The sequence below is a fragment of the Oscillibacter sp. ER4 genome (assembly GCF_000765235.1).
GTDB lineage: Bacteria > Bacillota > Clostridia > Oscillospirales > Oscillospiraceae > Hominicoprocola > Hominicoprocola fusiformis.
The window spans coordinates 1-22,576 of sequence record NZ_JPJG01000073.1 but is presented as its reverse complement, the minus strand read 5'-3'; the positions used below and the strand labels follow the sequence as shown (position 1 = coordinate 22,576).

The 22,576-nt window shown below is 61.4% G+C and carries 16 protein-coding genes; 13 read left to right on the top strand and 3 right to left on the bottom strand.

Translation table 11 applies throughout. From position 1 onward, the window contains the following. The first annotated feature begins 12 nt into the window (after nucleotides 1-12). The 12 genes from NI20_RS0111465 (at nucleotide 13) to groL (ending at nucleotide 14,149) form a co-directional block, all read left to right on the top strand. On the top strand, nucleotides 13-966 hold the full coding sequence (locus tag NI20_RS0111465) for a bifunctional oligoribonuclease/PAP phosphatase NrnA (protein ID WP_033121537.1): 954 nt from the start codon (nucleotides 13-15) through the stop codon (nucleotides 964-966). Next, a complete protein-coding gene (locus NI20_RS14740) occupies nucleotides 963-1,931 on the top strand; it encodes a GNAT family N-acetyltransferase (protein ID WP_081958492.1) in 969 nt (322 codons plus the stop codon). Before NI20_RS0111465 ends, NI20_RS14740 begins: the two co-directional genes overlap by 4 nt. Before the next feature lie 81 nt (nucleotides 1,932-2,012). Further along, the gene (truB, locus tag NI20_RS0111455; RefSeq protein WP_033121536.1) at nucleotides 2,013-2,876 is read left to right on the top strand and encodes a tRNA pseudouridine(55) synthase TruB; all 864 of its coding nucleotides are present in this window, start codon (nucleotides 2,013-2,015) and stop codon (nucleotides 2,874-2,876) included. 27 nt (nucleotides 2,877-2,903) lie between these two features. Further along, entirely contained in the window at nucleotides 2,904-3,797 is an 894-nt protein-coding gene (locus NI20_RS0111450) for a bifunctional riboflavin kinase/FAD synthetase (protein WP_033121535.1), read from the top strand. A 143-nt stretch (nucleotides 3,798-3,940) separates the two neighbouring features. Then, entirely contained in the window at nucleotides 3,941-5,974 is a 2,034-nt protein-coding gene (locus NI20_RS0111445) for a SpoIIE family protein phosphatase (protein WP_033121534.1), read from the top strand. 94 nt (nucleotides 5,975-6,068) lie between these two features. Next, on the top strand, nucleotides 6,069-6,344 hold the full coding sequence (locus tag NI20_RS0111440) for a hypothetical protein (protein WP_033121533.1): 276 nt from the start codon (nucleotides 6,069-6,071) through the stop codon (nucleotides 6,342-6,344). Nucleotides 6,345-6,500: 156 nt separating this feature from the next. After that, the gene (locus NI20_RS0111435; protein WP_033121532.1) at nucleotides 6,501-7,181 is read left to right on the top strand and encodes a helix-turn-helix domain-containing protein; all 681 of its coding nucleotides are present in this window, start codon (nucleotides 6,501-6,503) and stop codon (nucleotides 7,179-7,181) included. Nucleotides 7,182-7,263: 82 nt separating this feature from the next. Beyond that, nucleotides 7,264-9,066 (top strand): translation elongation factor 4, encoded by a 1,803-nt coding sequence (lepA, locus tag NI20_RS0111430; protein ID WP_033121531.1) that lies wholly within the window; start codon nucleotides 7,264-7,266, stop codon nucleotides 9,064-9,066. 42 nt (nucleotides 9,067-9,108) lie between these two features. Then, nucleotides 9,109-10,116, top strand: coding sequence for a formimidoylglutamase (hutG, locus tag NI20_RS0111425; RefSeq protein WP_033121530.1), 1,008 nt, complete (start codon nucleotides 9,109-9,111; stop codon nucleotides 10,114-10,116). Between the two features lie 741 nt (nucleotides 10,117-10,857). Beyond that, nucleotides 10,858-11,790, top strand: coding sequence for a diacylglycerol kinase family protein (locus NI20_RS0111420; RefSeq protein ID WP_033121529.1), 933 nt, complete (start codon nucleotides 10,858-10,860; stop codon nucleotides 11,788-11,790). A 267-nt stretch (nucleotides 11,791-12,057) separates the two neighbouring features. Then, nucleotides 12,058-12,342 carry a co-chaperone GroES gene (gene groES / locus NI20_RS0111415; protein ID WP_033121528.1) on the top strand — a complete coding sequence of 95 codons (285 nt, stop codon included), beginning with the start codon at nucleotides 12,058-12,060 and terminating at the stop codon, nucleotides 12,340-12,342. Nucleotides 12,343-12,514: 172 nt separating this feature from the next. After that, nucleotides 12,515-14,149, top strand: coding sequence for a chaperonin GroEL (gene groL / locus NI20_RS0111410; protein ID WP_033121527.1), 1,635 nt, complete (start codon nucleotides 12,515-12,517; stop codon nucleotides 14,147-14,149). 678 nt (nucleotides 14,150-14,827) lie between these two features. On the opposite strand, the gene NI20_RS0111405 is transcribed toward groL, so the two are convergent. The 3 genes from NI20_RS0111405 to rlmB form a co-directional block, all read right to left on the bottom strand. Further along, the gene (locus NI20_RS0111405) at nucleotides 14,828-16,900 is read right to left on the bottom strand and encodes an elongation factor G (RefSeq protein ID WP_033121526.1); all 2,073 of its coding nucleotides are present in this window, start codon (nucleotides 16,898-16,900) and stop codon (nucleotides 14,828-14,830) included. A 148-nt stretch (nucleotides 16,901-17,048) separates the two neighbouring features. Further along, entirely contained in the window at nucleotides 17,049-19,250 is a 2,202-nt protein-coding gene (locus NI20_RS0111400; RefSeq protein ID WP_033121525.1) for a hypothetical protein, read from the bottom strand. Between the two features lie 18 nt (nucleotides 19,251-19,268). After that, entirely contained in the window at nucleotides 19,269-20,054 is a 786-nt protein-coding gene (rlmB, locus tag NI20_RS0111395; protein ID WP_033121524.1) for a 23S rRNA (guanosine(2251)-2'-O)-methyltransferase RlmB, read from the bottom strand. Nucleotides 20,055-20,268: 214 nt separating this feature from the next. Here rlmB and ftsH point away from each other — a divergent pair, with 214 nt between their 5' ends. Next, complete coding sequence (ftsH, locus tag NI20_RS0111390) at nucleotides 20,269-22,413, top strand: ATP-dependent zinc metalloprotease FtsH (protein WP_052084638.1); 2,145 nt, start codon at nucleotides 20,269-20,271, stop codon at nucleotides 22,411-22,413. Nucleotides 22,414-22,576: the final 163 nt, after the last annotated feature.

The window sequence follows — 22,576 nt, the reverse complement described above, 5'->3', positions numbered from 1 at the left end:
GGATGAGCAGGAATGACCGTTTCCGAAGTCGCGGCATACCTCCGCGCGCACGACAAGTACCTCATTCTCACCCATCGCCGTCCGGACGGCGACACGCTCGGCTGCGCTGCGGCGCTGTGCGCCATGCTGCGCCAGATGGGCAAGACCGCGGGCATCCTCTATAACCGCGAGACGACCGAGCACTTCGAGTCCTATGTCGAGCAGTATTGGGTCGCGGACGATTTTGACTATAAGACGGTCGTCTCCGTCGACCTCGCCGCGCTGAGCCTGTTCCCCGACAATGCCGAGATGTTCAAAACGCGCGTCGACCTCGCCATCGACCATCACCCGAGCTACGAGGGCTTCGGCAAAGAGAGCTGCGTGCACCCCGAATGCGCCGCCTGCGGCGAGATCCTCTGCGAGCTCGCGCAGGAGCTCGGCCAGCTGACGCCTGCTGTTGCGCTGCCGCTCTATGTCGCCGTGTCGACCGATACGGGCTGCTTTGTCTACTCCAACGTCACGGCGAACACGCACCGCGTGGCCGCGGCGCTGATGGAGACGGGCATCGACTATAAAGCCGCCAACAAGCTGCACTTCCGCACAAAGAGCAAAAAGCGCCTGGCGCTTGAGGGAGAGCTGCTGCGCACGATGGAATTCTACGACGAGGACCGCGTCGTCATCGTCGCCGTGCCGCAGTCCTTACAAAAGAGCATGGCGCTTTCCGAGGCCGACATGGAAGACCTTGCGTCCCTCGGCGGCTTGGTCGAGGGCACGGACTGCGCTGTGACGATGAAGGAAACGAAGGACGGCGCGTGGAAGGTCAGCGTGCGCACAGGCGCGCGTGTCAACGCGACGCGCGCCTGCTCGTTCCTCGGCGGCGGCGGACACCGCGCGGCGTCCGGCTGCCTCATTGAGCACGCGGACTATGAGACCGCGCGCGCCATGATCCTGAACGCCATCGCCGAAGCGGTGGCGGAAGAGGCATGAGCACGATCCGCAAGGCGGCGCGCGCCGATTTGGACGCGGTGTGCCGCATTTACGACCAGATCCACACGGCAGAGGAGCGCGGCGAGGCCGCGATCGGCTGGCAGCGCGGCGTGTATCCCGAGCGTGAGACAGCGGAGGCCGCGCTTGCGCGCGGCGACCTTTTCGTGCAGGAGCAGAACGGTGAGATCGTCGGCACGGCCATTCTCAACCAAACGCAGGTCGATTCCTACGCGGGGGCGAACTGGCGCTATGACGCGCCGGACAGCGAGGTCATGGTGCTGCACACGCTCGTCATCGACCCCGAGGCCAAATCGCGCGGCCTTGGCCGCGAGTTTGCGGCATTTTACGAGGGCTATGCCCTCGCGCACGGCTGCCGGTACCTTCGCATCGACACGAACGCGCGCAATGCGCGCGCCCGCCGCTTCTATCAAAAGCTCGGCTACGCCGAGATCGGCGTCGTGCCGTGCACGTTTAACGGTATCGCCGGTGTGCAGCTCGTGCTGCTTGAAAAGCGGCTGCCGCCGCTGCGACAAATCACGGCGGACGAAGCGCCGCGCCTGCGCGCGTGCGTGCAGGCCTTGTCCGAGCACCACAACCGCGTGTCCGCGAATTTCAAGGGCAGCTATCCGAGCCGGCCCTATGATAAAACGTTGTCGCTTTTTGCACAGGCGCTGGAAGAAAACGTCTCGCGCATCGCGGTCATCGAAGAGGACAGCGGGATCGTCGGCTTCTGCAAGGTCGACCTGCACGGAGACGGCACGGGCAAGCTCGACTACCTCGTCGTTCTGCCGCAGTGCCGCGGCAGGAAATACGGCAAGGCCCTGATGGACTGGGCGATGGCGGTATTTTCGGGCAGCGGCGTCCGGAAAATTGAAGTCAAGGTGGTCGACGGCAACGACGCCGTCCACCTCTACGAGAAATACGGCTTTCGCATGAACGCGCATATCTTGGTGCGCGGAGAGTAGAAAGAGAACTGCGTTTTGCCTGCTGGCAAAACGCTTGTATGGCGCAAAAGCGCCGAAGGCTTGGCGCAAAGGAGGCCATTTATGCCCAACGGCATTGTAATTATTGATAAGCCCCAGGGCTGGACGAGTATGGATGTGTGCGCCAAGCTGCGCGGCATTTTGCATGAAAAGCGCGTCGGCCACACGGGGACGCTCGACCCCATGGCGACGGGTGTTCTGCCCGTGTTCGTCGGGCAGGCGACCAAGGCCGTCTCCTTTGCCGAGGGCGGGCAAAAGGTCTACGAGGCCGTTTTACAGCTCGGCCTTGTGACCGACACGCAGGATACGACCGGCGAAACGCTCGAAGAGCGCGCCGTGACCGTCACGGAGGACGAGGTGCGCGCGGCGCTGCCGCGCTTTCTCGGCGAGATCGAGCAGATCCCGCCGATGTACTCGGCCATCAAGGTAAACGGCCAGAAGCTCTACGACCTCGCCCGTCAGGGTCGTGAGGTCGCGCGCAAGCCGCGCAAGATCACGATCTTCGACCTTGCGCTCACACAGAATTTGGGAAACGGACAGTACGCCCTGCGCGTCGTGTGCTCGAAGGGCACCTACATCCGCACGCTGTGCCACGATCTCGGTCAGGTGCTCGGCTGCGGCGGCTGCATGGCGGCGCTGCGCCGCACGGAGGCGTCGAACTTTCGCATCGACGAGGCCGTGACGCTCGAGGACGTGCAGCGCGAGGGCGAGGCCCTGCTCCGCCCCACGGACAACCTGTTCCGGCAGTATCCGGCCTACACCATCCCGAGCACTGAACAGGAGCGCAAGTGCCTCTGCGGCAATCCCCTGCGCGCAAAGCTCCCCGACGGGCTGTACCGCGTCTACGGGCGCGACGGGGCGTTCCTTGCCCTGTCGGAGGCGAAGGACGGCACGCTCACCTCGAAACGAAATTTTTTCAGCGTGTGACGCTGACGCAAAAAGGAAACCGAAACTATGAATGAATCCACAGTCATCGCCCTGGGCTTTTTCGACGGGGTGCATATCGGGCACGGCGAGCTGCTCAAAATGGCAGTGCGCCGCGCACAGGAGCGCGGCTGCCGCTCTGCGGCGTTCACGTTCGACCGCTCGCCGCGTGAATTCGTCACGGGAAAGCCCGTGCCGCTGCTGACAACGCCGTCTGAGCGCGCAAACATCATCCGCACACAATACGGCGTGCAGGAGGTCTTTGTCGAGCCGTTCGACCGGAACATGATGACCATGCCGTGGGAGGACTTTATCTCTGAGCTTCTCGTCAGGAAGTATCACGCGCTGCACCTTGTCGCGGGACACGACTTCCGCTTCGGCCACAAAAATGAGGGCGATGTGGAAAAGCTCAGAAGTTACTGCGCCGCCCACGGCCTCGGCTGCGACATCATCCCGCGCGTCGAAAAAGACGGTGTGACCGTCTCTTCAACTTATATCCGCTCGCTTCTGGAAGCGGGCGAGGTCAGGCGCGCCGCGGAATTTCTCGGCCATTATTTTTCCGTGGAGGGCACGGTGCGCCACGGCGAGGGCATCGGCAAAAAAGCCCTTTTCCCGACGGCAAACCTCATCCCCGAAGAGCACATCATCGCCTTGAAGCGCGGCGTGTACGCCACGCGCGCGCATCTGCCGAATGGTGAGACATGTGTGGGCGTGACGAACGTCGGTGTGCGGCCGACGGTGAGCGACAAGAACACCGTGACGATCGAGACATATCTTGTCGGCTTCGATGGCGACCTGTACGGGCAGAAATTACAGCTCGACTTTTTCGACTACCTGCGCGAGGAGAAGAAGTTCTCCTCCACGCAGGAGCTGCACGACATGATCGCGCAAAACGCCCGCGAGGCGGAAATGATCGTCAAATAAGCATCAACGTGAACGAGAGAACCGGCAGTTTTCAAAACTGCCGGTTCTTTTTTTGCGCGTGTATTTCCCGACAGGCTTTTTCTTTCCGCTCGTTTACAATAATCCCCGACACAATAAATCGACGCACAGGGAGGGGACAGGCTGTGAAGGTGATCGAGCTGCTCAAAAGCAAGGAATGGTCCGGAAAGGTCATCGACTGCGTGCTGCGCTTTGCGCTCTCGTTCGCGCTTGCGGGTGCGCAGGTGTTCGGTGGCTACGCGCCGCTCGCGCTCGGCATGATCGGTGCATCGGGCGCAGGATTGCGGGGGGTGAGCGCGCTGATCGGCGCGTCGGCGGGCGCTGTGCTGTTTCTGCCGTTTTCGCACGCACTTAGGACCTTCGCCGCGGGCGTTCTGATCTTCACGGCGAACAACGCGTTTTTCGATCTGAAACTCTACAAAAAGCGGGCGTTTCTGCCGCTGCTGTGCGCGGGGATGATGTTCTCCGTCGAGTTTGTCTACGTCTTACGCGACGGCGTGGGCGAGGCGGCAAACTGCCTGATGGCGCTGCTGCTGTGCGCGCTCGGCGCGATGAGCGGCCGCGCGCTTTTGTCGACCGGCGACAAGGAAAAGGAGGACCACCCCTACGCGCCGCTTTTCATCCTGCTCGGCGTGCTGATGGCCGCGTCCTCGTTCGAAACCGCGGACGGCTTTGCGCCGGGTCGCATCCTATCGATGCTGGCGGTGCTGCTGTTCGCCTTTGAGCGCGGCAGCGCGTTCGCCATTCCGGCGGCGCTGTGCATCGGGCTGGGGATGGACCTCGGCGCGGGGGGCGGCAGCTTTGTCCACGCGGCGTCATATGCGTTTTCCGCGGTGCTGGTGAACGTCACAGCGCGGGGCAACCGCGTGCTCTCGGCCCTGTGGTTTGCGCTGAGCATTCTGTGCTTTGCCCTGCCGATGAACGCGCACGCGGGGCTTGTGCTGCTCTACGAGGGGCTGGCGGCGACGCTGTTATTCCTGCTGATCCCATCGCGGTTCCTGCGCGGCAAGCGCCTTTGCAGCGACGAGGCCGCGCAGGAGGACGCCGCCGTGCGCAGAAAGATCGCGGCCTCTGCCGCGGCGCTGCGCGAGCTTTACGACAGCATCGCCCGTCCGCGCACGCTGACGGAGGAAAATCCCGCCGCCATCTTCGACCGCGCGGCGGAAAAGGTCTGCCGCGGCTGTGCGCTGTGCAGCTACTGCTGGGAAAAGGAGTATCAGCGCACCTATACCGCGCTCAACGACGCGACGGCGGCGCTGCTGCGCCGCGGGCAGGGCAGGGGCGAGGATTTCCCCTCGTACTTTTCCGAGCGATGCATCCATTTTTCATCATTTCTCTCCGCCGTGAACGGCGAGCTGCGCGCCTATCTTCTGCGGCGGCAGTACCGGCGGCTGCTGGAGGACGACCGCGCAAAGGCGGCGTCGCAGTACGCCCAGCTCTCCGAGCTCATGCAGAGTGCGGCGGACGGCGCGCTGCGCCCCGTGTCGACGCAGCCGGTGCATTCTTACGAAGTCGGCCTGTCGCTGCGCCCCAAGCGCGGCGAGCGTGTGAGCGGCGACAGCGCCGCCCACTTTGAGACCGAGGACGGCACGCTCTGCCTGCTCCTCTCCGACGGCATGGGCTGCGGCGAGGCCGCGCAGCGCGAATCGTCGATGGCCGTGCGGCTGCTGGAGCGCTTTCTGCGCGCGGGCATCGACGCGCCGCCCGCGCTCAAGACGCTCAACAGCGCGCTCTCTCTTCGCGCCGAGTCGACTGACAGCTTTACGACAGTCGACCTGCTGACGCTCTCGCTCCAGACGCTTGAGGGCGAGCTCTACAAGTACGGCGCGGCGCCGAGCTATCTAAAGCGCGGCGGCACGGTGCGCCGCGTGACCTGCTCGTGCCTGCCCGCGGGCTTGCAGGAGGGCTCGCCCCCGCCGGAGGCGACGCATATCAAGCTCTCGCCGGGGTGCTTTCTCGTGATGCTCTCCGACGGCGTGGCCGACTCGCTTGACGACGAATGGCTGCAAAACCTGCTTGCGGGCTGGGAGGGGCATGATCCCCAGCAGCTTGTCGCGGCGATTCTGGCCGACAGTATGGATAAGCGCGGCGGCACGGACGACGCGGGTGTTCTGGCGCTCTACATTCCCGAGGATTCAAGCGGCGCGCAGGCGGTCTGAGCGTGCAAAAATTTTCGCTCTTCCCGTATAGCGCCAGCCGCGGCGGGCATACTGGAGGCAGAATGTTTTTCCATCGGGAGGTGCTGCTTTCAATATGGTCAAGGGAACATCGCGGAGAGTGATCGTGGTCGACTCGCCGGATACGGAGCTTTTTGAACAGGCCATTTTCATCGTGCGCAACGACGCCATGAACCGAAACGGCGTCACGGCGCAGCGATTGGTAGACGAAGCCTGCCGCGTGGCGCGCACCTGCGGCCGCACGGCGACATGCAGCAAGCGCAGCTTTTTTAGGCGCGGCTCGCCCGCGCTGTGGGGCTGCATCGGCGCGGGCGGCATCGCGCTGGCATGGTTACTCAGCGTACTCATTTAGCCCATTGTTTTTTCTCCTCCGTTTTGGGGCGCGGCGAAATTGCCGCGCCCGATTTTTTTGCGTAAAACGGCAAATCAGCGCAAATTTTTAATTTACAAGCGGTTATCAATAGACTATACTATAACCTACCGTATTTTATTTGACGAGGTTATTGCCATGAATGCTGACTTTTCCCGCACCCTTGCCCTGCTGCGGCAGGAAAAGGGGATCTCCCAGCGCAAGGCCGCGAAAGAGCTCGGCATTTCGCAGGCGCTTTTGTCCCACTATGAAAACGGCATCCGCGAGCCGGGGCTTGCGTTCGTCAAAAAGGCGTGCGATTACTACCACGTCTCGGCGGACTATCTGCTCGGGCGCACGCTCGATCGCGACGGCGGCATGATCGACGCCGAATCGCTCTACGATTCGAGCGATGAAAAGGGCACGCTGCGCGGCAGCATCGCCGCCACGCTGCAAAAGAAGATGCTCGTCAACACCGCGGGCGTCCTCTTCGAGCTGCTGGGCAAGACGAACGACCGCACGCTCATCACGTCGGCGGGCAGCTACCTTGGCGGCGCGTTCTACCAGCTCTACCGCGCGCTGCACCGCGCGAGCGGCGGGAAAGAGGGGTACTTCGGCTTAGATGCCACGGCCTACCAGTCCGGCGCGGTGGACGCGCAGATGCGCGCGGACTACATCGCCTACGCCTCCTCGCTCGCGCAGCTTTCCGAAAAGGACGGCGCGTTCGCCTCTATGGAGGATGAAGCGCTCGCGTCCTTCTACCCCGGCCTCATGCAGAGCGTGACGCAGGTACTCCACAGCACCGAAGAAAAGACCAATTCCCTGCTCAGCAGGAAATAAGAATTTCCCCTGCGGCAAAACGCTTGGACGCGCCATTTGGCGCGCAGCGTCGCCTTGCCGACAACAAACAGGAGCAACAGCTATGAACGAAAAGAACATTCGAAATTTTTCCATCATCGCGCACATCGACCACGGCAAGTCGACGCTGGCGGACCGGCTGCTTGAAAAGTGCAACGCCGTTTCTGCGCGCGAGATGGAGGACCAGATCCTCGACAACATGGACTTGGAGCGCGAGCGCGGCATCACGATCAAGGCCCGCGCCGTCACGTTCGATTACACCGCCGCCGACGGGCAGGTCTACACGCTCAATTTGATCGACACGCCGGGCCATGTCGACTTCAACTACGAGGTCTCACGTTCGCTCGCGGCGTGTGAGGGCGCGCTGCTCGTCGTCGATGCCTCGCAGGGCATCGAGGCGCAGACACTTGCTAATACGTATCTTGCAATGGAGCACGACCTTGAGATCCGCCCCGTGCTCAATAAGATCGACCTGCCCGCCGCCGACCCCAAGCGCGTCAAGCAGGAGATCGAGGACATTTTAGCGATCCCCGCCGAGGATGCGCCCGAAATCTCCGCCAAGCAGGGCATCAACATCGACGCCGTGCTCGAAGACATCGTGCAGAATCTTCCCTGCCCGCAGGGCGACCCGAACGCGCCCCTGCAGGCCCTCATTTTCGACAGCTATTACGACGCCTACCGCGGCGTTATCGTCTACATGCGCTTGAAGCAGGGCACGATCAAGCCCGGCATGGAGGTCAAGATGATGGCGACGGGCGCAACATTCAAGGTGCTCGAATGCGGCTTGATGCGCCCGCTGGGTCTGGAGCCTGCGAAGCAGTTAGAGGCCGGTCAGGTCGGCTACTTCACCGCGAGCATCAAGGACGTGCACGAGACGCAGATCGGCGACACGGTCACGGGCGTCGAGCATCCCGCGAGCGAGCCGCTGCCGGGCTACCGCAAGGTGCGCTCGATGGTTTACTGCGGCATTTACACTGAAGACGGCAGCAAATACCCGGATCTTCGCGACGCGCTGGAAAAATTGCAGCTCAACGACGCTTCGCTGATGTTTGAGCCGGAATCGTCCGTCGCGCTGGGCTTCGGCTTCCGATGCGGCTTCCTCGGAATGCTGCACATGGAGGTCATTCAGGAGCGGTTGGAGCGCGAATTTGACCTCGACCTTGTCACCACGCTCCCGAGCGTCATCTACGAGGTATACAAGACCGACGGCACGATGGTGCGCGTCGACAACCCGCACAACTACCCCGACCCCGCACACATCGAGCGTGCCGAGGAGCCCTACGTCAAGGTGACGATCGTCACGCCGCCCGATTACGTCGGCAATATCATGCCGATGTGTCAAGACCGCCGCGGCGAATTCAAGGACATGCAGTACCTCGACACCTACCTTGTCGAGATGCATTACGAGATGCCGCTCAACGAGATCATCTACGACTTTTTCGACACGCTCAAGGCCAACACCAAGGGTTACGCCTCGCTCGATTACGAGCTCTCCGGCTACCGCCCGAGCGAGCTCGTCAAGGTCGATATCCTGCTCAACGGCGATCAGGTGGACGCGCTGTCGTTCATCGCGCACCGCGACAAGGCCTACGCCCGCGCGAGAAAGCTGTGCGAAAAGCTCAAGGACAACATTCCCCGCCAGCTCTTTGAAATTCCTATTCAGGCGGCCATCGGCGGGCGCATCATCGCGCGCGAGACCGTCAAGGCTATGCGCAAGGACGTTCTCGCGAAGTGCTACGGCGGCGATATCAGCCGAAAGAAAAAACTACTCGAAAAGCAGAAGGAGGGCAAAAAGAAAATGCGCTCGCTCGGCACCGTGCAGGTGCCGACGGAGGCGTTCCTCGCTGTCCTCAAGCTGGATGAATAAGGAGACCACGATCGGAAAGACAGTAAAGGAGTGCAATCAGATATGCTTTTGGATCATTATGTCAGCGCCATGGACAGCTGGAAGGGAAGAATCGACAGCGAGACCGATTACGACGCGTTTCGCTGGCACCAGTGGGTGCAGCCCATCGACCTGAACGACGACGGCGCGCCGTTTACCGGCAAGCTTGGTTTTGCGTTTATCGGCTTTTGCAGCGACAAGGGCGTCGCGCGCAATAAGGGCCGCACGGGCACGGCGCTCGCGCCGGACTTTGTGCGCGGCCAGATGTCGGGCCTTCCCTGCACGTTCTCGCAGGAGGTCAAGCTCTACGACGCGGGCGATATCATCTGTGATGAAATTTCGCTCGAAGAGGGCCAGCGCGAGCTTGGCTGCGCGGTGGAGGAAATTCTGCGCCGGAACCTGTTCCCCATCGTGCTCGGAGGCGGCCACGAGACGACGTTCGGCCACTTCCAGGGCCAGCACAATTTCTTAAAGGACAAGGGCAAGACGCCGGAGCTCGGCATCGTCAACTTTGACGCGCACTTTGATCTGCGCCCGTACGACATGGGCAACTCGTCCGGCACGATGTTCCGCCAGATGGCGGATGTCTGCAAGGCCGAAGGCACACCGTATCACTATTTCCCCATCGGCATCCAGCAGCACAGCAACACCGTGAGCCTCTTCAAAAAGGCCGAGGAGCTCGGCGTCGACTATGTGCTCGCCAAGGATTTACAGGCCTCGAACTTGGAGTCCATTCTTGAGCGCATGGACCAGTTTCTCTATCAGTGCGACGATACTTACATCACCGTCTGCTCGGACGTTTTCTCGTCCGCGTTCGCCCCGGGCGTCAGCGCGCCGCAGTCGCTCGGCCTCGACCCCGAGATCGTACTGCCGCTCATCAAGCATGTGCTGCGCACGCGCAAGGTCCGCGGGTTCGATATCTGCGAGATCTCCCCGCGGTTCGACCAGGATAATACGACCGCCAACCTCGGCGCGGTCATTATTTTTGCGGTGGTCAATACATTGTGCAGGCTCAATGGTTTGAGCATCTGAAATTTCAGCGCGCCAGCGCTGCTCCTTATTCCCTTGCGCCGCGCAGGGGGGCGGGAAAAGGGGGCCATTCTCTCACGTGAGAGAATGGCCCCCTTTAAATCCCCCAAGAGAACGCGAGGGGAGAGCCCCTCGACCCCCGACATTGGCAGTCTGTAGCTTGAATAACTGCACGCGCTGCGCAATGTAAGTGTGGTGTACATGGCTTCGCCATGAATCTTCTGCGAGTCGTTACGTGTTGCAGCCGCGCCTTACTGTCGTGAGGCGCGAGTGACGTTTGTCTGGCGGCAGACTGCCTGCGAAATGCGGCTTTGCTGCGCTTGCCGCATTGTAGGGACTGGCGATAAACGGTGATTAGGCTGTACTTCTACAAGATGGGCAGAGCGGCAACGGATAATAGGAGCAGAGACAAATCGTATAGCAACTTCAACGCGGCAACGCCGCGTACGGGGCAGTTGCATTCCGGAGGCATAAAGGCCATTCAGGCCTGAGACTGCCAATCGAGGCCCTTTCTCTTGAGGGGTGTAGGGGGGGATATTCTCTTTCCGAGGAAAGAGAATATCCCCCCTTGATTCGTGCATCGCCTTTGGCGCTGCAATCCCCGCGGCCGAAGTGCCGCATAGCGCTTCGCACCCGCGCGAAAAGGAATCGCAACTTCTTTACAATCTCTTAACACTCTGCCCATTCCATTTTCAAATGACCTGCGGTATATTGAAAATAGCAAACTGCATAGGAGTGAGCTTCTTGAAGCACATTTTTATCATCAACCCCGCAGCGGGGAAGAAGGACAGCCGCCAGCGCGTGTACACGATGGCCGAGGCGCTGAAAAAGAACCACAATTTGGACGTTAAGTGCATGCTCACCAAATCGCGCGGGCATGCGACGGCTTTGACGCGCGCCATTGCGGAGACGGGCGACTATGTCCGCTTTTACGCCTGCGGCGGCGACGGCACGGTCAACGAGATCGCCAACGGCATCGCAGGCTTTCCCAACGCTGCGATGACCTGCATCCCCATCGGCACGGGCAACGATTTCCTTAAAAACTTCGGTAAGGACGCCGAGCCGCTGTTTCTTGACGCGGAAAACCTGTGGAACGGTGACGTGACACCGCTCGACCTCATCGACTGCAACGGCAAATACTGCCTGACGATCGCCTGCACGGGCATCGACGCGCGCATCGCCGAGAGCGTGCACGAGTTCGGCGCGTCGCCGATGCTCTCGGGCCGCGGGAGCTATTTAGCCAGCGTCGCGGTCAACTTCCTCTTCCACAAGATCGGGCGCAGATGGCGCGTCACGCTCGACGATGAGGTGATCGAAGACACGTTCGCGCTCGTTTCGATGTGCAACGGCCGCTACTACGGCGGCGGTTCCACCCCCGTGCCGGAGGCCCGCATGACCGACGGCGTCTTACATACGGTGCTCGTCAAGAACGTCAGCAAGGCACGCTTTGCGACGCTTTTCGGCGGCTACAGCGCGGGCGACTACAAAAAGCTGCCGCAGGACATCATCCGCGTCTCGACAGCGAAGGTCGTGCGCATCGAGGCGCTCGAGGACGACCTCACGACCTGCCTTGACGGCGAGAGCATGCACTCCCAGTGCGTGACGCTGAAGCTCGCGGACAAGAAGGTCAACTTTTTCGCGCCCAAGGGCTGCGATCCGGACGCGACGGTGCGGTAACGCGGCAGCTTAATAACGAAATAAATGACAAAAGAGGTCGAATGCTGCGGCATTCGACCTCTTTCGCCTCTTCGATGGAAAAGCGGACGCAAGCGGGCTGAGGAGATTTTGAATAAGCTGTGAATTTTTGAAAAAATCCCCAAATACCCCTTGCAAATGCCTTGACAGTGCGCTATGATAGCAGCGTTGGTTAGCACTCATCAAGTTTGAGTGCTAACCCGCCTGAAACCGCTAAAATTTTTAAAATATACAAGGAGGCACCAAGCCATGAAACTCACACCGCTTGCTGACCGCGTCATCCTCAAGATGGTCGAGGTCGAAGAGACCACCAAGGGCGGCATCATCCTGACCGCCAGCGCCAAGGAGAAGCCCTCCGTTGCCGAAGTCATTTCCGTCGGCCCCGGCGGCATGGTGGACGGTCACGATGTCGTGATGACCGTCAAGCCCGGCGACAAGGTCATCACCAGCAAGTATGCCGGCACCGAGGTCAAGCTCGATGACGAGGAGTACGTCGTCGTCCGTCAGAGCGATATTCTGGCCATCGTCGAGTAAGACTCGCAAAGAGGGAGCAGGCTCCCCCTTTGGATTCCCCACCGCCAGTCTGCGGACTGGCGACGCCGCCCAAGGCGGCTGGGTCAAAGTATTTTTGCCACGCGCATGTCGCGGCAAAAATGATCTAAATTATTTTCGCGTTCCGCGAAATTTCTAATGGAGGTACACTCTTATGTCTAAGCTGATTAAGTCCGGCGAAGAGGCGCGCAAGGCGCTTGAGGCCGGTGTTAACGTTCTTGCTGATACCGTCAAGGTCACCCTCGGCCCCAAGGGCCGCAACGTCGTGCTCGACAAGAAGTTCGGCGCTCCGCTGATCACCAACGACGGCGTGACCATCGCCAAGGAGATCGAGCTCGACGATCCGTTCGAGAACATGGGCGCGCAGCTCGTGCGCGAAGTTTCCACCAAGACGAACGACGTCGCGGGCGACGGCACCACGACCGCAACGCTGCTGGCGCAGGCCATGGTGCGCGAGGGCTTGAAGAACCTCGCCGCCGGTGCAAACCCCGTCGTGATGAAGAAGGGCATGGCCAAAGCCGTTGAGACTGCTGTCTCCGCCATCAAGGCCAACTCCCAGAAGGTCAACGGCACGGACGACATTGCCCGCGTCGGTACCGTCTCCAGCGGTGACGAATTCATCGGCAAGCTGATCGCCGAGGCCATGGAGAAGGTCAGCGCCGACGGCGTCATCACCATCGAGGAGTCCAAGACCGCCGAGACCTACAGCGAGGTCGTCGAGGGCATGATGTTCGACCGCGGCTACATCACCCCGTACATGGTCACCGATACCGAGAAGATGGAAGCCGTCATCGACGACGCTTACCTGCTGATCACCGATAAGAAGATCTCCGTCATCTCCGACATTCTCCCGATCCTCGAGCAGCTCGTTCAGAGCGGCAAGAAGCTCGTCATCATCGCCGAGGACGTCGAGGGTGAGGCTCTCTCCACCTTGATCGTCAACCGCCTGCGCGGCACGCTGAACGTTGTGTGTGTCAAGGCGCCCGGCTTCGGCGATCGCCGTAAGGAAATGCTGCAGGATATCGCCATCCTGACCGGCGGCCAGGTCATCTCCGAAGAGCTTGGCTACGAGCTCAAGAGCACCACGATCGACATGCTCGGCCGTGCCCGCCAGATCAAGGTCACCAAGGAGAACACCACCATCGTCGACGGTGCCGGCGACAAGCAGGCCATCGCTGACCGCGTGGCGCAGATCCGCGCCCAGATCGGCGTGACCACCAGCGAATACGACAAGGAGAAGCTGCAGGAGCGCCTTGCCAAGCTCGCCGGCGGCGTGGCCGTCATCAAGGTCGGCGCTGCGACCGAGACCGAGATGAAGGAAAAGAAGCTGCGCATCGAGGACGCGCTGAACGCGACCCGCGCGGCTGTGGAAGAGGGCATCGTCGCCGGCGGCGGCACTGCCTATGTCAATGCCGTTCCCGCTGTGGAAAAGCTCATCAGTGAGGTCGAGGGCGATGAGAAGACCGGTGTCCAGATCATCGTCAAGGCCCTGCAGGAGCCCATCCGTCAGATCGCGGCCAACGCCGGTATCGACGGCAGCGTCGTTCTTGAGAAGATCAAGACCAGCGGCAAGGTCGGCTACGGTTTCGACGCTTACAAGGAAGTCTACTGCGACATGATCTCCGCCGGTATCGTCGACCCCGCAAAGGTCACGCGCTCCGCGCTGGAGAACGCTACGTCCGTCAGCTCCATGGTGCTGACCACCGAGGCGCTCGTCGCCGACAAGCCCGAGCCCCCCGCACCGGCTGCTCCCGGCGCCGGCATGGGCGACATGGGCGGCATGTACTAAGAGATAGCCGCTTTTTCCAAAAGGTGATAAGAAAGGGCCCGCCTGCGTTTGCAGGCGGGCCTTTTGTTCCCTGCACCATGCAGGGAGCGCGGGAAAGGGAGGGATATCTCTTTTTCGAAAAGAGATATCCCTCCCTTTCACCCTCCCAGAGAAAATTTGCATTGCAAGCGGGTAGCTCGAAGAGCTGCAATGCTTGCCGATTGCACTGCCCATAGCGCGGCGTTGCCGCGTTTGAAGCTGCTATACGATTTGCCTCTGCTCCCATCATCCGCTGCCGCTCTGCCCATCTTGTAGGAGTACGCAGTAATTTCCGTTTACCGCCAGTCCCATCAATGCGGCGAGCGCAGCAATGCCGCTATTTCGCACGCAGTCTGCCGCCGAGAAAACGTCACTCGCGCCTCACGACAGTAAGGCGCGGTTGCTGTCAGATCACGACTCGCAGGGATTCATGGCGAAGCCATGTACACCGCACCCACACTGCGCAGCGAGTGCAGCCCTTCAAGCTGCAAACCCGCAATGGCGGGGTCAAGGGGCAGGGCCCCTTGGACCCCCACACGGTGCGGGAAAAAGCCGCAGCCTCTTCGGGCTGCTCCCCCTCCGCGCCATGCGCGGAAAAAGAGAGGACTTCTCTTTTGAGAAGCCCTCTCTTTTTACTTATTTTCTGCTGTGCAGAAGCAATTATTCCGCTTCCTGCATCGCCTTTGCGGCAGCGACAGCCTTCGCCTGTGCGTCGGCGGAACACTGCTCGTAGCGCACGAAGTGCATCACGAACGAGCCGCGGGACTGGGTCATGGAGCGCAGGTCAATGGCGTAGCTCATCAGCTCTGCCTCGGGGCACTCGGCCTCGATGACCTGCTCGCCGTTGCCGGTCGGGGTCATGCCCATGACGCGGCCGCGGCGCTTGTTGAGATCGCCAAGGATATCGCCCATGTACTGGTCGGGCACCGTAACCTTGAGCTCGCACACCGGCTCGAGCAGGACCGGGGACGCCTCGGGCATGGCTGCCTTGTAGGCGAGGTTCGCCGCGGTCTTGAACGCGATCTCAGACGAGTCGACCGGGTGATAGGAGCCATCGTAAAGGACAGCCTTGAGGTTCACGACGGGATAACCCGCGAGCGGGCCGTGGACGCAGGCCTCGCGCAGACCCTTTTCGACCGCGGGGAAGAAGTTCTTGGGGACGCTGCCGCCGAAGACTTCCTCGGCGAAAACCATCTCTTCGCTCTCCTCGTTGGGCTCGAAGCGGATCCAAACGTCGCCGAACTGGCCGCTGCCGCCGGTCTGCTTCTTATGACGGCCCTGCTTGGAGACCGTCTTGCGGATCTTTTCACGGTAGGGCACGCGCGGCGTGTCGAGCACGACCTCGACGCCGAAGCGGCTCTTGAGCTTGTTGACGAGCACGTCGATCTGGATGTCGCCCGCGCCGGAGACGACCATCTGGTGCGTTTCGGCGTTGTTGACGACGCGGAAGGACGGATCTTCCTCGTTCAAGCGGTTGAGGCCCTGGGCCATCTTATCCTCCTGGCCGCGGGTCTTGGGCGCGATGGCGACGCTGTAGCAGGGCTCATCGAACGGGATGGGCTCGATCTTGACGACCTTGCGCGGCTCGCAGAGCGTGTCGCCGGTCTTGACCTTGTCCATCTTGGCGATGGCGCCGATGTCGCCGCAGGTGAGCTCCTTGACCTCGGTATACTTCTTGCCCTTGGGAATGTACAGGCGGCCGAGCTTCTCGGTCTCGCCGGTGCGGGCATTGACCATGGGCATATCGGGCTTGATGGAGCCGGAGAGCACCTTGACGTAGGAATACTTGCCGTACTGGTCGGAAATGGTCTTGAAGACGAACGCGGTCGGCAGTGCGCCGGGCGCGACGACGAATTCGGAGGACTCGCCGTCCTCATTCTCGGCCATCAGGGCGCGGGCGTCCTGCGGCTGGGGAAGAAGCTCGACGATGGTATCCATCAGGATGCGCGTGCCCATGCCCTGAATGGCGGAGCCGCACACGACAGGGAAGAGGGACAGATCCTTGACGCCCTGGCGCAGGCCATGGATCATCTCGGCATAGGTGAAGTCTTCACCGGCGAAGAACTTTTCCATAAATTCCTCGCTCGTCTCGGCGACGGACTCCTTGAGCGCGTCGTAGAGCTCATCGAGCACGGGCTTTTTGTTCTCAGGCACTTCGATCTCGACGCGGCCGCCGCCCGGGCCGAACTCAAATGCGCGCTTATGCAGCACGTCGATGATGCCGATGACCTTCTTGCTCTCGTCCCAGATGGGGGCGACGACGGGGGCGATGTTCTTGCCGAAGCGCTCGCGCAGCGTGTTGAACGCGGCGTTGTAGTCGGAGTTCTCCTCGTCGGTCTTGGAGATGTAGAGCAGACGGGGGAGAGAGTTCTTCTCGCAATATTTCCACGCCTTTTCCGCGCCGACGCTCATGCCGGCCTTGGCCGAGCAGACGATGACGGCAGCGTCGGCAGCCTGAACGGCCTCCGCGACCTCACCGGCGAAGTCGAAGCCGCCGGGCACGTCGAGCACGTTGATCTTGCAGCTGTCGTATTCCACGGGAGCCACGGCCAGAGAAATGGAGATCTGGCGGCGGATCTCTTCGGGATCGTAGTCACAAACGGTGTTGCCGTCGGCAATTCTGCCCAGACGGTCCGTGCCGCCGGTGAGATACAGCATGCTCTCAGCGAGGGTGGTCTTGCCGCTGCCGCTGTGGCCAAGCAGCACGATATTGCGGATGTCTTTTGCACTCATAATGGGTCAGTCTCCTTCCGAAAATCGTAAATCCCAGATCGGCTCGCGCCATAAGATGGGATAATACTCAATGCAGAAATGATATCATGTTTTTCTCTCCATTACAACCATATTTTTCCGCAAATTTTCGTTTTCTTCGTTCGAAGTGTCAATAACGATCGCTGAGCAGGGCGTCGACCAGCGCGCTGAGCGACCACAAAAGTACGTAAATGAGCAGAGAAAACGGCGTGAGCACGCTGTATGCGCCGACAAAAGTTAAATAAAATGCAAGGAGCGTTGACGCTGTGGCGGCTAAAAATGCAAGCACCGTGCAGCGCCTTGCGGACGCGCAGAGCCGCTTGCTGCCGAGCACGACCTCGGCATACGGCATGAGGCCCTCGCGCATGAGCAGCGCATACGGCCGCCCGCCGCCGCGCTCGGAGAGCGCCAAGCGCGTCGAGAGCTTGGGGTAGACCGCGCGCGCGTCGGTGCCGAACTTGCGCTTTAAGAGCGCGGGGGTGATGTTGCCGTCGCGCACGGCGAGGACGGGGGTGATGCGGCTGTGGTGCAGGGCGTGGAGCGCCCAGTCGACATTTTCCGCGGGCATGTACTTCACGGCGAACACCGCGATGAGCGTGCCGTCGACCGAGAGGAACACGCCGGTCTTGAGGCCTAAGTTGCGCGGCAGGTTCACGCCGCGCTTTCTCATAAAGCCCGCCGTGCCGAAGAGCACCGTTTCGCCGTGGATGCGGCCGCCGACGCCGCCCTCTTCGTAAAAGTCGACGTCCTCGACCTGCTCGCGGAAGCCGCCGTCGCTGGCGAGAAGATTGTCAAAAAGGCGGCTCAGGCCGCTTTCGGACGCGTGGGCCATCGTCGCGGCGTAGGAGATGACCTTGCCGCTCTCCTCGCCGAAAACTTTGAGCCCGCCGAGCGTGACCGTTCCGGGCGGGAACAGGTCGCCATCGGTCAGGATGACGCAGTTGCTCCGGCGGATGGCGTCCGCGCCGGAAAAGCCCGCCACGGCGCTGCCGCTTTTGGCAAGCCGCGCGGCGATGCGCTTGAGCGGCAGCGCGCACACCATCGGAAACGCGAGCAGGTTCGCGCTCGCGAGCATCACCGAGAGGTTCCACGCAAGCAGCGCGTTCTGCTTCGTCTCGAGCGTCGAGAGCACGCCGAACACAACCGCCGCCGCGAGGAAGACCGGCAGCAGCACGCTCTGCCAGCGCGAATAGGGGTCGTTTGCGCGCGCGGAATTCGAAAATCCGCCCGGCAGGCCCACGCGCTTGGCCGCGCCCCCTGCCGTCACGGTGACGATATACGGCGCATTACCGATGGCCGCGATGCGGAACGTGTCATACATGCCGTGCAGACGCAGACTTTCGCCCAGCAGCGCGCAGTAGACCGACATCGCCCCCAGCACCGGCAGCGGCAGCGACAGCGCCGCGCGCGCGGGAAGAAAAGCATAGAGTGCCGTATCGAGCAGCGTGACAAGGCATAGAAGCATCGTCAAAAAGCCCGACGTGACTTTTCCCTGTTTGAGCGAGCGCAGCGCGCCCGCAAAAATGCGCCAGCCGATGGCGCAGACGATGGCCTCGACCGCCAGCAGCGGCAGCGCGCGGATCATCGGATCAGCGGTGTACGCCTCCGGCAGGATGGAAAAATGCTCCAGCACCGCCATGACGCACAGCAAAAGCGTGAAAATACCCGCCCCACGGCGCGCCTTCGTCGCGCCCGAAAGCTGGGCGCGGTAGTCGGAGAGCGTTTCGGTCAGCGGCGGCTCGGGGAGCTCGGGTTCGGGCTCTTCGAACGCTTCTTCCTCGTCCTCTTCCTCCTCCGCGTCGTCGTAGAGCTGCTCGGTGTCGCGCATCTTGCGGCGGGAGAACAAACCGCGGCGCGGCGGCTCCTCCTCGATGATCGTGTCCTCGCGCTCGGAGAGCGCCTCCTGCACGGTCTGGGCCAGGATGTCCTGCAAGCTCATGGACTTGGGCTCGTCGTCCTGCGGCGGTTCTTCTTCGGTTTCCGCGTCCGTTTTCTCTTCCGGTTCGGCTTCTATCGGCTCTTCGGCCTTTTTCGCACCGGGGAAGGGGATGACGGGGATGCGGGCGGTCTCATCCGCCGTTTCATCCACCGTTTTTTTCGCCGCCTCCGCCTTTTTCGGCAGGGGGACGACCTTTGCCGGCGGTTTCTTTTCCGCCGGCGGCTCGGGTTCTTTTTCTTTCGGTTCGGGCGCGGCGGGCGTGCCGCTGCCGTACTCGGCCAGAATGCTCTCGAGCGTGAATTCCGCGTCCTCGTCCATGCTGCGGGCCGTGTTTTTCAGCAGCAGCTCGGAGTCGGCGAGCGTTTCTTCAAATTCAAGGTCTTTGGGGTCCATATCGTTCCTTCTTTACCGTCACTGCCCCAGGCGCTGGCGCACCGCCTCGTAGAGGAGGATGGCCGCCGCCGCGGAGGCGTTGAGCGACGAAATTTTACCCTTCATCGGGATGCTGACGAGGAAGTCGCACTTTTCGCGCACCAGTCTCGTCATGCCGTCGCCCTCGCTGCCGATGACGATGGCCGCGGGGCCCTTGAGGTCCGCGGAGTAGAGGTCGCTCGTGCCCTCGGCCGCCGTGCCGAAGACCCAGACGCCCTCTTTTTGCAGCTGCTCCAAAAGCGCGGGGATGTTCGGCACGCGCGCGACGGGCACATAGCTCACCGCACCCGCGCTCGTCTTGGCGACAATGCTCGTGAGGCCCGCGCTGCGGCGCTTGGGGATGACGACGCCATGCGCGCCCGCGCACTCCGCCGTGCGGATGATCGCACCAAGGTTATGCGGGTCGGAGATCTCGTCGCAGACGACGATCAAGGGGTTTTCGCCTTTTTCGCGCGCGATGTTCAAAATATCCTCAACACTGACATATTCGCGCACGCTCGTGAGCGCGATGACGCCCTGATGGGCGTGCGTGCGGGACATGAAGTCGAGCTTGCGCTTGTCCGCGTCCACGACGACCACGCCCGCGGCGCGGGCGGTCGAGGCGATGTGGCCGAGCGTCTTATCGGTCTCGCCCTTCTGGATGAAAATTTTGTCGATGGTCGTGCCCGCGCGCAGCGCTTCGATCACGGCGTTGCGGCCCTCGATGATGCCGTCGGCCTCCGCGTCCTGCACGCGCGCGGTCTTTTCCTTGCGTTCCTTATCCATAAAAGAAATTTCTCCTTGTGACAAATTTTTATAGAATACTCCATTGCAACTATAACACAGAACAAGGGCAAGATAAAGAGGGCGCAAGGCAAAAGTTCATCGAAAATTCACCGTAGAAAACTTGTGCGATTTTCTTATATATGGTATAGTTGAAATCACTAATTCAAAAAGTGCGCATCTTCGCATTTTTCTGTCTCCCGACAGGAGGAACAACATGGAGCCAAACAACAGAAACAACCGCAATCGCGGCGACAAGAACCGCCGGCGCGGCGGGGGCATGTGGTCGATCGTCCTATGGGCGCTGCTGCTGACGATCGGTGTGAACTACCTCTCCGTCATGCTCGATCAGGCCCGCACCGCCGAGTCTTCGTGCGAGATCGCATACAGCGAGCTTGTCGAACTCGTGGAGGAGGGGAAGGTCAAGTCCATCGAATTCGGCGACACGGTCTTCACCATCACGCCGGTCGACGGCTTTACCTACACGGATGACGACGGCAAGCGCTATGATCAGAACTATACGCTCTTCACCACCATCATTCCCGACGCGACGGAAAAGCTGATCACCCTGTGCGATGAGCACGGCGTGACCTACACCAAGCCCTATCAGCCGCCCGTTTCGCCGATCCTCACGTTCATGGTGAGCTATATTCTGCCCACGGTGCTGATGGTCGGCGCGTTCATGCTGCTGATGAACTTCATCACGAAAAAGTCCGGCGGCATGGGCGGGATCGGCGGCATCGGCAATGTCGGCAAGGCCAACGCCAAGGTCTACATGGAAAAGTCCACCGGCGTGACGTTCGCGGACGTCGCCGGTCAGGACGAAGCGAAAGAATCGCTCGTCGAGATCATCGACTTTCTGCACAACCCTGAAAAGTACACCGCCATCGGCGCAAAGATCCCCAAGGGCGCGCTGCTCGTCGGCTCTCCCGGTACCGGTAAAACGCTGCTGGCCAAGGCCGTTGCAGGCGAGGCGAAGGTGCCGTTCTTCTCGATCTCCGGCTCTGACTTTGTCGAGATGTTCGTCGGCGTCGGCGCGAGCCGCGTGCGCGACCTCTTCGCCGAGGCGTCGAAGGTCGCCCCCTGCATCATCTTCATCGACGAGATCGACACCATCGGCAAATCCCGCGACGGCGGGCGCTACGGCGGCGGCAACGACGAGCGCGAGCAGACGCTCAACCAGCTGCTCGCCGAAATGGACGGCTTTGACCCGAGCAAGGGCGTCATCGTGCTTGCCGCGACGAACCGCCCGGAGGTGCTCGACAAGGCGCTGCTGCGCCCCGGCCGCTTCGACCGCCGCATCACCGTCGACCGCCCAAACCTCGCCGGCCGCTTAGCAACGCTGCAGGTCCACACGCGCGGCATCAAGCTCGCCGAGGACGTGGATCTCAAGAAGGTCGCGCTCGCGACCGCGGGCTGCGTGGGCGCGGACCTTGCAAACCTCGCCAACGAGGCGGCGCTGCGCGCCGTGCGCAAGGGACGCAAGCTCGTCACGCAGGAGGACATGCTCGCGGCGTTCGAGTTCGTCATCGCGGGCAGCGAGAAGAAATGCAGCGTCCTCACCGAGTTTGAAAAGAAGCTCGTCGCCTATCACGAGGTCGGCCACGCGATGGTCGCCTACAAGCAGAAAAACGCCGAGCCCGTGCAGAAGATCACGATCGTCCCGCACACAGAGGGAAGCCTTGGCTACACGCTCCTGATGCCCGAAGAGGACAAGACGAACCTGCGCACACGCGATGAGCTGATGGCGAAGATCGCCGTCTCGATGGGCGGCCGCGCGGCGGAAGAGGTCGTGATGAACACGATGACCAACGGCGCCTCGCAGGATATTCAGGAGGCGACGAGCATCGCGCGCAACATGGTCGCCATGTACGGTATGAGCGACGCGGTCGGCATGGTCGCGCTCGGGTCGGTGCGCAATCAGTACCTCGACGGCGGCTACGGCCTCGACTGCGCGCAGGATACCGCCGCCATCATGGACCGCGAGGTCAAGCGCATTCTCGACGAGTGCTACAAGGACGCCGTACAGGTCATCCGCGACAACCGCGAGGATATGGACAAGGTCGTCGCCTACCTCCTTGAAAAGGAGACCATCACGGGCGGCGAAATGGTCGCTATCCTCGAAGGCCGCGATCCCTCGACCGTCGAAGAGGCCTACGCTTCCACGCGCAAGAGCGAGGACGGCTTCCGCCCCTCGCAGCCGAGCGTGATCGAAGCGCCCGCCAAGCACATTTCGATGACGAGCGAAAAGATTGAAATGCCGCCGGAGGACAAGGGCGAAGATGCTCAGACTGAGGACAAGCCCTCGACTGAACCCGAAACGCCGGATACTTCCGCGGAAAACACTGACGAAAACAAATAAACAACCAAAAAAATCCCCGCTGTAAAATGAACAGCACCCCACATGTTAGACAGTATGATATACTATCTAACAAGTGGGGTGTTTTGCTATGCCAAAAGGAGTACCAAACAAACGATATACGCCGGAGTTCAAGAGAATGGTTGTAGAAACCATGAAAAAAGAA